Source organism: Bartonella sp. AC158YNML, from assembly GCF_042196725.1.
Classification (GTDB): domain Bacteria; phylum Pseudomonadota; class Alphaproteobacteria; order Rhizobiales; family Rhizobiaceae; genus Bartonella.
Genome location: NZ_JBHIQU010000026.1, coordinates 1 through 12,947 on the forward strand (window position 1 = coordinate 1; position 12,947 = coordinate 12,947).

Sequence of the window (12,947 nt, forward strand, 5' to 3'; positions counted from 1 at the left end):
TTTTGTGAAAATTACTTTAAAGGTCGTGTATTAGCTTATGCAAAATCTTTTATGGAAAGAGCTTATTGCTCTAAGAGCAAGGAAAAAAACGTATAAGGTTCCAGTGATTAAGGTTCCAGTGATAATGAAGAACTTATCGATGAAGTTTATAATCTTATCTTATTTAATTTATACTAAATCACCATCAAGTTCTATAGGATATTCAGACGTTTGAAAAAAGGATTTTATTTTTTCTGAGCTTGAGGAGCGAATAAATTGAGATTTCTGCATAAAGCAAACATGGAAAAATTGTGATTGATTGATAATGTCTTTTATCAGATAAGAGGATGAGAGCGATGAGAAAAGGATATTTCTTTCAATATCGTAACGTGAATCAATAAACAATAAAACGCCAACACCGTTCTCAAATTGATTGACTATAATGAGTTGAATATCTGTAGCCGAAAGAGTGCAACCTTGAAGATTTAAGACATTTGTAAAATCGTGTACAGAAATTGAAGTTCCCATAATATTATAAAAAGTTGGTGTTCTTCCTTTCAGGTGTAAGGTATGGCCATGATAGCCACAATCGCATGATTGATCATATGCAATATGAACAACATCACCTGTGGCGTGCTCAAGTAATGGTGCATCTTCAGGATAAAAAACAGAGACAATTAATTCATCATTTTTAGAACTTGAATTGACTTGAATGTCATCATAAAGATCATTGATGTCACCATTAATTTTGGCTATAGTAGTAAGAATAGTGCTATTTTTTATACGAGCTATCTTATTATAAAATTATGTAGGGTAGGAGAAGAACGTATAGGTATCTAATTTACGCGCATAAAGGCTTTTCAGGGATTAAATCTAAACTCAGATTTTCTCTCTTTACAGAGTCAGAACTGTATTTTTATCATAACGACTAGCTTCTCTATCATAATATTTCTTCACGAGAGCTTTCCAAAAATAGTACACCAGCTAGTTTGTTCTTAAAAAAATAATCAAGGCAATACTTTCGCACCATCCTCATTCGCTGTCTTTAAGGGTGCCTTTTGCATTTACAGAAATTGCCCACGGACTTTAGAAGCGGAGCCTAGAAAAGTGGGGAAGAGGAGAACCATAGGGTGCTGTGACTACTCATGTTGTCATGCTATAGAAATATTTGGTTTTGTAGGGTAGCAGCAGCCCCCTTTAATGCTTTTTAGGCATTAAAAATGGCATGAGAAAATGCTGGTAGTCGTGATATGTTTTTTCTAAAGTCTTTTAATTATGGCTGATCCATGAGCTCTAAGATATAAATTGAGAGAGAATGGGCGGCATTAAAAGTTAAACGCGCATGGCGAGGTTTGAGATTGATTAGTTCAAAATCTTTTTCTGAGCGGCCGTGCGCTGCACTTTTCTTGTTTCTTAAATTCATAGTACCATGCACAACTTGATACAGACCGGATGTGATCATTTTTAAGTCATTTTCATCTAGATCTTGATTTTTTAAGTTTTCTTGCTTTATATCTTCGGGATGGATCTTAGCTTTCTTAACGACTTTTTCCCATAAAGAGGGCAGCGTATTATGGGCGTTTTCTTTATATGAGATAGAATGGTGGTCGAGATAAGCTTTGCAAGAGGCTTCCAACAGATTTGCTGCAAATAGAACCGCCTCCTTTGGATCTTTTTCTATATTTTCTAATGCCCTTTTTATTTCGATTTCTACTGCTGAAAGTCCTTTCTCTGTAATACGTTTTTGTAGCTCTTCTGTAGAGAGGAGACCAGCTTTTTGCAATTCTTGTGTGTTGTGTGTGGAGGTGAGTCCCTTCTTGATAATATATCCTCCACGCAGATATTCTAATCTATCTTTCTTTAACGTTTCTAAAACTTTACGTTGATCTGTTTTAAGCTGTTGTAGTATTTGATCTTTTGATATGTCTTCAAATATAAATTCGATTGACTGATGGGATTCGTTATCCAAAAAATCTCCAAGCAAGTTACCAAGGACTTCAAGCGGTTTTTTGCATTGCCAATTGATTGCCTTTAGTCGTTTCTTAATCTTGACAGTTTCACAATCATCTAGTTTTTCATTAAGAGCAGATGGTGTCAAAAGGAATAAGTCATCAAATTTATCCAACCAATAATACTTTGATAATATTTGAGAGAGTATCTCAATTGTTGCAGGAGGAATTTCGTTTTTCTGAGATATTTTTTGCGGGGATGATAATTGCATTTTATGGCTTTATAATATCAAAAAGTGGTGTGTGGAATGGTTTTTTAGAGTATGATTTTATTGCTTGACCTTGCATAGAAAGTCGCGCAACAATTTTGTGGCTTATATAAGATTTGTGAAAGAGAAATGCCATATTGTGTTTTAATTTTTTTCTCCTTTCATTGTTATAGCAGTGAAGCGGGTGGATAATGTGTGATAATTCGAAAAATATAGAATGAGAACAGAAGTATAATTTTGTATTATCGTAACTGCAATAACATTCTTTATTGGCAGATTGTTTATTGGAGAGAAGGAAGCAGGCAATGCGCATAATCCCTGAACGGAAGGTTTTGTGACAAGAATTTCAACAATAGTATGTTACTAAATGTTGTGTGTGTTCTTTGCTTGTCAGAAAAAGTAGATGGGGCTTTTTATTCGCATAACCGGTAGAGAGAACAAGCGGGCAGGGGATTGGTTTACCAATTTCGTTTATCTCTTTAAGCTTACTGTTTTCTATTAAAACACTGTTTTCATGATATCCGCTGTTAATCTCGCGTATTTGGTAGAGATGAAAATATAAACGTTTATTGTATCTGTAAGGGAGCTTGAAACAATGAAACTAGGCGTAAGAGTACTCTGAAACGCTTCTAACGCTTCTTTTGCCGTAAAACTTACAAGAAAAATTTAAAGGTAGGGAAATCTAAAAGCACACTGTAAAAATCAAAAAAACAATTTTTTTAAAGATGGTTTCCCGTATGTCATTGTATATTACGATTTTCAATGTTTTAAAAACTTCTCCCTCAAAGAGGAAAGCCTTTGTTCTTAAAGCGGGGGAGATTTGTTATAACAGTTAACAACAAAATAGAGAGAAGATGCTGTTTTACCAGCTGTTTTTGTTGCTTTATTCACTTAATCCCGTTGCAATTACCAAACCATAGTGATCAAAGAAGTGTGATATAGGGTGAATGAAATAACTTGGTTTGAAAGTGCGGTGCGATTTTTCACACCGCGATGCGTCGTGAAAAATGATCAGCATTGGGGGCTGGGCGGCGTATTCTATACTGGTGTTGTAGGGGCGTTTGTTAGTGATGGGATCTTGGATAGAAAATCATGTTGTCCTCTGTGGACACCTCCAAAGATACTATTCAGAAAATCGCATATTTCAATAGGTTTTTAGAGGTGTCTCATAGCATCAAAAAAATCATAAAATTACAAACAACATGTATGCTACTAGAGGTGTCCGATTTCAGAGTTTAAGGAGCTTGTCGGTTTAACGCTCTTTTATAGAATGATGAAGGCTGGGGCAAAGGTTCTAGCGCATTGGTATTCCTTAACAGTGGTAAAGGCTGTATAATTTTATACACCGTTGCAAATGTTATTGATAGGGCGTTCATACAAAAGCATATCATAAATCGGAATTTTTCTCTTGAGGCGATAAGAAGAGGGCTAGGCAAAACAGTAAAAATGCAGCGATAGAGAAGAGGAAGAATATGAGATATGTTTGACTTAAGGAAAGGCGTTGCTCTGTTAACGAATGTAGCAGAAAGCCAGCAAATACACCCCCTAAGGCTCCACCTATTTGCTGTAATATGCGTGTGATAACGGCTGTATCTTTGACGTATAAACTGTTGACATATTGGATGGGAGCAGACAAACATACAATGGTGGCGATGCCAAGCCCTACGCCTCTTAGCAAGAATCCAAGTCCATCCATGCTTATATTATAGCCGAAGCATAATAACCCAAAGCTTGATATCACCAAACCAATTCCTATCATGAAAAAGGGGGATTTTTCTTTCCACTTTTGGTAAATAAATTTCCTTCCAATCCATGCACCCACTCCTTGCAGAGCTAGGACTGCACCGATGATGAGAAGGCTATTTTCATGGGCTTGTTCCATGGCAATGGCTAGTGGGAAATAAACGAGGAAACTATAAAAAAGAAATGAAGCAACAAGCCCCATGATCATGAGCAATGTATAGCGCGCATTTTTAAATCCGCTAAAGACGATTAATTTGTTTTTTGCTTTCTGATTAGAAACAATGAATAATATGAGAGATATCACTGCTATAAGTGCTAGGATAAAGAGGGCGTTGTGGTTATTTATATTTCTGGCTTCTGTGAGGTAAAAAAACGAGAGAAGCGATATAGAAAATGCTAAAAATGCAAATAAGTTAAATTTTGTTTTTGTTGTTTCGTTGCTCTTTAAATGTTTTGCTCCAAGGGTGAGTGCCAATAAAATAAGCGGAATATTGATAAAAAATAACAAACGCCAAGACACATACTGAGCAAATGAAGCTCCTACAAGCGGTCCAAAGGCAGGAGCAAAAACCGTTGGTACGGCTATGGTGCCCATGGCTTGGCGCACTCGTGTCTGCCCAAATTGTAACGCAATAATGGTTTGGCTAAGGGGTAGCAAAAGGCCTGTCCCGAATCCTTGAATAATACGGGCAGATATAATGCTTGGAAAATTATAGCTTAATCCTACCCCCAGTGAGCCAAGCATAAAAATGAAACTTGCAAGAAGCCAAGTTCTTTTTATACCTATTCTTCCTTGCACAAAAGCGGACATCAGCAGTCCTGGAACGGTGGCTAGAAAATAGGACGTGACAACCCATTGTATATTATTTCCTTCCACGGAAAAATAACGCGCAAGGTCAGGAAGGATGACATTGACAATGCTCCCGTCTAGCAGAGGAAGTATGCTGGAAATAATAACGGTATATATGACATATTTTTCTGATTTGGTATAGGAATCTACCTTTTGCATGATTATGCTCCCTACAGATATTCTTTAAAATATTGCTTCCCCCCCCCATAAATCACAGAGCTCTAAGAATGAACACGCATTTGTGATAGCTGCGATATTGGGATAAATGTGATTGGGAGCGCTGATGGTCCCCTTGTGTACAACCCTTCTTCCTCCAAAATGAAGTCATCAGTTAAGCTGATGTCAATGAGTTTATCGAGGAGTCTATTTGCCGTCAACTCAATCTGCATGAGAGCAAAAGCAGAACCTACACAAACGTGCACACCTGCTCCAAAGGCTAAATGGTTTGCGGTCTTTATGAGATCCGCCCCAGTTTTACTGTCCCGTTTACGTTCTGGTATAAAATGATTAGGGTTCACAAAAACATCAGGATCACGGTTAGCTGCTCCAATCATGCAAAAAACAAGAGAGTCAGCTGGTAATGTGACTCCTGCGAACTCTATCGCTTGATTGGTCTGGCGTGGTATAAGCTGAACGGGAGAAGTCAAACGTAGTGTTTCTGTGATTGCATCGCCAAGAAGTCTCCTGTCATTTTGGATTTTTTCTAATTCATTTGGGTGTGTGAGTAAATGATAAAAAAGATAAGCTAATGTTTTATCAGCAGGTTCTATGGCGGCCAATAACATGTTAAGGACGAGAGCAACTATTTCAGAAGTTGTCATGCTATTAGCATCATTTGTTTTCTGGCATAAAACAGAGATTAAATCTTCTGATGCGTTTTTGTCCCATTCTTCTATAAGTGGTGTTAGATAAGAGATGATATCTTTGCTGCACGATAAGCTGAATTCTTTTTCCTCATCTGATTGGTTTAGGCTGGTGACAAAAGATGCAACTCCCTTATGCCACATGGATATATCCTTGTAGCGATCTATCGGTAGGCCTAAGACCATTAATGTAACAAGCACGCTATAGTCTTTACCGAATTCATTTATAATATCTATTTTCCCCTTTGCAAGATGCGGCATGAGAAGCTGGTCTATTATTTCTTCAATAATTTTAGTATAGTGCGTGCGGAACATTTTTCCAGTAAGTTTTGAAAGTATGGCGTGCCGCTTGCTATGGTGCTCATGCCCTTCCATTTGTGCCAATACGCGATCGCCCATTACCGGCTCTGCTCGAACGGCTAAGGGCGCTGTTGTAAAGCGGGCATCCTTCAAAATTGCGCTGACATCTTCATAGTGGCCAAAAAAATAAGCTTTAAGATTTTCATCCCAAAGAACAGAGTTAGAAGAATGTACCGTTTGGTATATATTGTATGGATTTTTTTGGAAATTTTTGTCCATAACGTTGAATTTAATAACGTTGCGCATCATTCATTCTCCCCTGAATTTTCAATCATAAACTGGTTCTTCTCATAAGTTTGCGTACATATTGAAACAATTCCGTGACCTTGTTGTTTATCAACACAGAGAGGTTGTTCACCATTGAGCAACAATTCTCCAACCGGCCATTCACGATGGTAGGCTAAAACTGAGTTTTCTCTATTAAGTAAAGATGGGCTATTTACGTAGAAAGGGATTTCATCGAAAATATACTCAAGAGAAATATTTGTTGTTTCTAAATTCTTTGTTTCTTCAGTTGATAATCCCACGCTTTTTGCCCGATGCTCAACTGCTTGGATTGACATTTTCGTGCATAATTCACGAAATTTTGAATTTTTTTTGCACAAATCTATAGCCTTTAATTTCAATTTTTTATAATTTTCATTTTGCTTGTATTGAGAGAAGTCAAGAATGCGAAATGATTTTTCTAATTTATAAGAATCATGAATATTATATAATATGCGTCTTATGCGATTGAGCTCTTTTTTTGTTTTCCTTTCTGCTTTAGCCTTAGGCGCTCCAGAAGCTAATATAAGAAGCATGGCTGACTCTATATCTGGGAGCAATACGTCAATATCTTTGAATTTCTTTGCAGCCCAACATATGAGCTCAGTGATATATTTTTCTGAAAACCTTGTGTTGAACGGACTTATACCGATCATAAGATGTTGCTTCATCGCAATTAAACGAGAGCAGTTTTCCGATTGTCCCCTTATAGAAAACGAAAAACGATTATTGATATCTATTTTTTGCAGATTCACATTTATCTCCCCCTTGCCGCATTATATCATGATAACTGCGGAAATTTATTTAAAAATTAACGATCAGCTGTTGAAGCATTTATATTGATACGATACATTGTTTATTGAGATTTATGTTTTTAAGGTCTATTCTTCCCCCCATCTTTATGGATCACATACCCAAAACCTAAATTTATGATAATAGAAAGTGCAAACTTGTGTCAATGGGTATTTTTTACAGGCGATGCTAAAATTTATGATGTGAAAGGGAACAACCTTGTTAAGCACTTATATGGAAAAGCTTTCTAGGGTGCTTTATTATTTTATTGATCAAAATATGCATATGCGTATAATAAAGCTATGTGCTTTTTTAGTAACTCTAGAGAACCGATATACTTTTACAGATCAAAAATTTCATTAGAGTTAGGGCAAATTCGCTTCATGGTATCGGACAATTGAGAACACTTAACTGAATTGGAAGAGGTTTTCTTAAAGCCTTATTGATAGAGAGCTTATAGATTTTTCTTTTTGCAAATAAGCTTAATTGTATTTTAAATAAAATTTGAATAAGTTTTTATATCATAATATTGAAAAAAGTTATTTGTAAGTCATTGTAAAAACTGATACTTTAAACTATTTCTTGTGAAAGAATAAGTTTTAAAGAATCTCAAAAAAGGTCTGGTTGAATTCTTCAAAATACAAATAGATGTATATTCAATCACCATCCTATTTTTTATTCTGGCAAATCAGTATTTTAAAAATAGAAGATTTCTCGCTTTTTTTTGTATAATTGCTCTCATAAACTTGAGTGTTTTTTGGGTATAAAAAAATTTCTATATGCTGATATTTAAAATGCAGACTTTCATGACAGGATTTTGGAAAGAAAGATATGTTTTTTACTGTAAAAGGTGTAATCTATGCATAGAGATCAGTATTTTTAAACGAATTTCTATAATTTCAAGGTCCAAATTCTGTAATTTTTAAAGGATGCGTTGATATTTGCCTCCATGGCGTTGTAAAAAACCTCTCTCAACAAGAGTGCGTCGTAATCGGGCAAAGTCTATCGTAAAGAGGTTGCATATCTTGGAAACTTCCGTTTCGCTATAGATTTTTCCCATTTGAAAGGCTTCACCAATTTTTGATAGCATCTCTTCTGTTTCTAAATGGCGGTCGCTTAAATTTTCCCTATTTCGTTCATGTTTATTTTCTAGCATTTTCCACACTGTCTCTTCGGCTTGAAATCCTTCTGTTGTGTTGTGAATAAGTCCAAGGTTCAAAAGGCGATTGATCGATTTGTGAATTGTTTTGGCATCTGAATCAATATGTTGGAGGATATCAGTAAGATTTTTTGCACCAAGGATAATGGCGGCATAAACAGCGCGCAGGGTAGGAGAGGCCATGGCAGAAATGAGCGAATTGCGTGTGCTGCGTTTGTGAAGGGTTTCTTTTCCCATGGGCAAAAGATCATTGCGAATGGGTAGTTCATTGATTTCTATGAGTTCTGCTTGGAGCGATTGTGTGCGTACAATTTGTTCGGCTGGGGTGCGTTTGCGAATAATCCCCAGACCACCCTGGCGATATTTATGGTTTTCGGGGAGTGTTAAAGATTCATAGGAGCCATCAAGCCGGTAGAGAATTTCTTCCCAGATGGGAGTTCTAACACGTCGAACCCGTTGTTCGCCATTGAGAGCAATCGTTGTGGTCATTGTTGGTTCATGCAGACATAGATAACCACCAGCGGTGATGTGTTCCCAAAGGGTTATAACAAATCGTACATCATCTGCTGGGGTTCCAGCATCAAGCCAAGCAAAATCTATTGGTCCCCAAGATTTGAGAGTTCTTTCATCAAGAGAGAAAAAATTTTCATTGATAAATGTTACAGTATCTTTTTCAATGCCATCTTTAAGAAGTCTTTGCCATGCTTCTTCTGCTGATTGACCTTCTACTGTAAAATCATCAATGGTAATAAGCCGAGGTTCGTAATTTTCAGGAATTCCTGAAGGGTCAAGCAAAGCTGTACGCTCTTTCCAAATGGCGGATTCTAGAAGCTTTTTATCCTGTTGCCATGCTTGTTTTGCTTTTTGGAGTGCTCTTGCGATAAAGCGCGTACTATCACCAGCACCGATTTCAATGACTGTACGCGGTCTTGCCATTTGAATGAGTGCATGGATCAGTTGAGCACTATTTTCTGTTCCCATACCAGGTCTTATCAGCTGCATCTTTTTATCCTTATAATTTTATCAATCGTAGCATTCCTGCTTTTACAAGAAACTTTATTGAGTCCTCTAGCGGATATTGAAGATGCATTGGTGTGGCGGCTTGCTGCAAGAGATGTTTTGTTTTTTCATGAAGCCGGATTGTGCGTCCATTAAGTTGATTAATGGCAAGGAACCCAAGAGAAGAATCGATGATACGACATGTTGTCTCTCGTAAAAGAGCGGTTGCATCATTTTCTGAAAAGGCTTTTTGATTTGTTTCGATGAGCCCGTGTCGTAGCAGTGATATCAAAAGACTTCCAGAGGCAAGAAGAGTATCATTGAATTGTATTTCCCTCAGTGATTGGACAAGACAGCCTTCACGAAGTGCTTCAAATGTGGGAAAGTCGAATCCGCCAAATGCCGCTCCTTTTGTAGAAACAATGGTGATGGGTTGTATTTGCCGTTTGCCAATGAGTGCTGGTTTGTTTTTTATTATTTGTACATCTTTTGCCCATTGAACGTGTGATAAAGGATTGAGTTCACTTGGGTAGACAGCGAAAGAATTGATGGCTATGGGCGGCGTTGGTTTTTGCAATTCAAGTGTGTGGGAGCTCTCATGACAATCATGTCGCATATAGTCTGCCAGTTGCCACACGTAGCCGCCTGTTCCATTGTAAAAGTTTAAGCCTATAGGGTCTTGTTGCATGATGTTAAACCGGTTTCTATTTTGCTATAAACTAAATTTTGGGAACGGGTGTTAGCTCTTCCACACTCAAGAGTGGTTCATCAAAGTCTTATTGGTTGGTGTGGGGGTGTATGGGAGATACAACGATTTCATCGAGGGGTGATTGTCATGCCATTTTTGGGTTTGGTTTACCTGATAGCAAAGTTCGTTAACCATTATCATATTCCTTTTTTTGCATAGTGCGGTTTATGATAAAGCCTAATATGCCTGTGATCATTGTGGCGATGCCAATGATAAACAGTGTGCTTTGGGTGTGATGCACTTTTACAAAACCGGCTCCTAGAAAGCCAAGGCACACCGCTGTTTGTATGATAAAGATATAGGCAGGCATTTGGTTGTTTCGGTGTTCTTTCTGAATGGCTTTCATCATAAAACTTGCCATCAGAGCATTTTGCACGCCGTTAGCACCCCCAAGGATGAAAAATGACAGCATCATTAACCATACAATATGTGTTAAGGAAAAGCAGAAAATTGCAAAACCAATTATTGTAGCGGCAAGTGATGCACCAGCGGCATTGCCAAAGCGATGAAAAAGGCTGGAGAAACAGAGTGGACCAACCACGAGGCCAAGACTTAACATGCTTGTGATTATCCCATAGGTTTCTGCACTGAAGTACAGCTCAGTGCGGATGCGGACAATCGATAAGACGTTGAGAGCAGAGGTGAGGATGATGGTAATGATGAGGGGAGAAAGAGCATAGACAACATTTTTTTTACACAAGAGACCCGTTAAATCTAGCCCTTTTTTGCTTTTTTGCGTTGTGTTTGTCGTTTGTGTATGAATTTTAAAACAGAAGAGAGTGATAAAGGTAGCAAAAAGAACCATGATTGACAACACAAACAATCCTTTTTTCCCGTTCGATAGACCATACAATACACCCCCTAGCAGTGGTCCGGCAATGTAGCCAAGATTACGAACTGTTTGGATAATGCGGTTGATACGGTCTAATTGCTGATCATTGGTTGCAAATTCTGGGACGGAAACGAGGATAGCAGACCAAAAGAGTGAACCAGCACAACCTAGTGCGAAAGAAAGGGCAATATAAACCCAAAATTGGTTGGCGATTGCAGCTGTGGCTATAAAGAGTGCTTCAAACAATAAAACAATGGGTATTGTTCGCGCTGGTTGGAAGCGATGCAAGAGGCGTGGTGCAATTGGTCCGGCACAAATTGCCCCGACAAGCCCTGCAAACAGCAGCATTGAAATAGATGCTGTGCTTTCTGCTAAGTGTAGAGCAAATGTAACTTGTGCTGTTTCATCGGCAAAGCTGCTAAAGCCCAAAACAAGGAAAAGTCCCATTTGGGTAAAAATCATGGATTTTTTCTTTGTCACAATGCTCCCCAACATGCTAAAGCTTTTACAGCTTTTAAAATTTCCTTCTGTGTTGTGTCATGTGGTTTATCATTTAATTTTGCTAGATCTAATTTTTTTCCTGATGAAAGTTGAGAAAGGAAATGTTCTAGATGAGAGCTATACTCAAAACTGGCGCAATGCCCATTTGCTGCGATGAGGAGTTCTTTTGTTTCTAGTAAGGGTACCCATTGGAGGGTTGCAGATGCGCGAAGAGTGATTTCATTTTCAATCTCAGAGACGTCAACAAGAGGGCGACCGATGCATAAACGTGAACTTGTATCACAAATTAATTGAGAAACCAGCATATGGCGTTTTAAGGTACCATTTGCGATGGCGGAGTTTAGTGCAGAGTGTTGAAAAGCATTATCAGGGTTTAAATTTGCTCTTCCTGATGCGCGGATATCATGTCGCGTTCGATCATCAAGATGGAGTAAATGCGTGACATAATTTTTATGATGTTGTGCATCGTGTGCTGTTTCCCAAAAAGCAATATTGATATTTGCCGCGATATTTTTTCCAGTTTCAGCAACGTGGAAAGCATCATGGGGAAAGTAGGCAACACGGTCTGTACGGTTTTGCAGCGCAATTGCTGTTAATTTATGCGCTTCATATTCAGGATATTTTAGCCCTTGGAGGTCTTCTCGTGCACTGGGCCATGCAAACATTGTTTTGCCATCCTGTAGAGTAAAACCAAAATTATGAGCGTGATCCACATGTATCCCAACATGGGTAGAAGAATACCGGCCAATGAAGCAGTCAATATCTACACGTCCACCAGGTCTAAAACCTAAAGAATGTGCTAATTGATCTGCAAATTGTTTTGCCGCGTCCCATAGTATAGGAGTTGCAGCGTATAACCCATAATACATGACCGACCATTCTTGCCCTTTAGCATATTGATCAACGCGGGCAGTATATTCTTCTATAGTCCTATCCGTATCTAAAACAAGAAAATTTGGAAGAGGGTGTGGACTCCGCAATCCATTCACTATTGTTACGACTTCGGATTTAGGATTAAGAGTTAAGAGTTTATGAGGATGTAGAGCGTATTGTCTTAAAGCATGCAATACATCCCTTTCATTGAAAGGGATGTATGAAATCGACAACTCAGCTGCTTGCTTAGCCCAAATTTTTTGAGAAAAGCCCTCTGAAAATAATTCAAGCATGCACTTAAATACACTTAATTTTAAAGTTAGATATGTAAATAGATCTGTATCAACAATACATTATTAAACTTCTAACGAACCATTCACATCAAGCTCATTTTGACAAATTTGAGTATCGTTACGCTGTGCATACTTAGTAAGCATTACAGTTGGCACAACTTCATCAGCAGCCAATTCAACAGCATCTTTTACTTCATTAAGTGAAATATTCATATATTTCCCCCTTATAGTTGATAAAAAAACAATGATAACCAAAATAAAAAAATTACCACTTATTTCCTCTTAGTATGGATTTTATTTTTTGTCAAATGTTATGTTGATTGCAAAGAGCATTTTAAATAAGAGGGCTGAATTTTAGAGTGATCAAGAAGAATTTACAAAAAAAGCTGTACAGAGTGTACAGCTTTTTATTGGTTTTATACTTTCTGAGCCATAAGTATTTAAAGCGTGAAAAAGTCTCTGCGACTTCTGTA

The 12,947-nt window shown here is 37.8% G+C and carries 9 protein-coding genes; all 9 read right to left on the bottom strand.

Annotated features, from left to right (window positions below):
- Positions 1-1,252 precede the first annotated feature (1,252 nt).
- The 9 genes from ACFIM1_RS08575 to ACFIM1_RS08615 all read right to left on the bottom strand — a co-directional run bounded on the left by ACFIM1_RS08575 (position 1,253) and on the right by ACFIM1_RS08615 (position 12,687).
- Positions 1,253-2,200 carry an abortive infection family protein gene (locus ACFIM1_RS08575; protein WP_375609711.1) on the bottom strand — a complete coding sequence of 316 codons (948 nt, stop codon included), beginning with the start codon at positions 2,198-2,200 and terminating at the stop codon, positions 1,253-1,255.
- A 1,384-nt stretch (positions 2,201-3,584) separates the two neighbouring features.
- Positions 3,585-4,949 (bottom strand): MFS transporter, encoded by a 1,365-nt coding sequence (locus tag ACFIM1_RS08580; RefSeq protein ID WP_375609712.1) that lies wholly within the window; start codon positions 4,947-4,949, stop codon positions 3,585-3,587.
- Between the two features lie 62 nt (positions 4,950-5,011).
- Positions 5,012-6,262, bottom strand: coding sequence for a cytochrome P450, cyclodipeptide synthase-associated (locus tag ACFIM1_RS08585; RefSeq protein WP_375609713.1), 1,251 nt, complete (start codon positions 6,260-6,262; stop codon positions 5,012-5,014).
- Positions 6,259-7,032 carry a tRNA-dependent cyclodipeptide synthase gene (locus ACFIM1_RS08590; protein WP_375609714.1) on the bottom strand — a complete coding sequence of 258 codons (774 nt, stop codon included), beginning with the start codon at positions 7,030-7,032 and terminating at the stop codon, positions 6,259-6,261. The genes ACFIM1_RS08585 and ACFIM1_RS08590 overlap by 4 nt, the downstream gene beginning before the upstream one ends.
- Positions 7,033-7,991: 959 nt before the next feature.
- Entirely contained in the window at positions 7,992-9,230 is a 1,239-nt protein-coding gene (locus ACFIM1_RS08595) for a DUF2087 domain-containing protein (RefSeq protein ID WP_375609715.1), read from the bottom strand.
- 10 nt (positions 9,231-9,240) lie between these two features.
- Positions 9,241-9,915, bottom strand: coding sequence for a hypothetical protein (locus tag ACFIM1_RS08600; protein WP_375609716.1), 675 nt, complete (start codon positions 9,913-9,915; stop codon positions 9,241-9,243).
- Positions 9,916-10,102: 187 nt separating this feature from the next.
- Positions 10,103-11,287 carry an MFS transporter gene (locus tag ACFIM1_RS08605; protein WP_375609718.1) on the bottom strand — a complete coding sequence of 395 codons (1,185 nt, stop codon included), beginning with the start codon at positions 11,285-11,287 and terminating at the stop codon, positions 10,103-10,105.
- Positions 11,284-12,474: a hypothetical protein gene (locus ACFIM1_RS08610; RefSeq protein WP_375609719.1), complete on the bottom strand. Its 1,191-nt coding sequence runs from the start codon at positions 12,472-12,474 to the stop codon at positions 11,284-11,286. The genes ACFIM1_RS08605 and ACFIM1_RS08610 overlap by 4 nt, the downstream gene beginning before the upstream one ends.
- Before the next feature lie 63 nt (positions 12,475-12,537).
- The gene (locus tag ACFIM1_RS08615; protein ID WP_375609720.1) at positions 12,538-12,687 is read right to left on the bottom strand and encodes a hypothetical protein; all 150 of its coding nucleotides are present in this window, start codon (positions 12,685-12,687) and stop codon (positions 12,538-12,540) included.
- Positions 12,688-12,947: the final 260 nt, after the last annotated feature.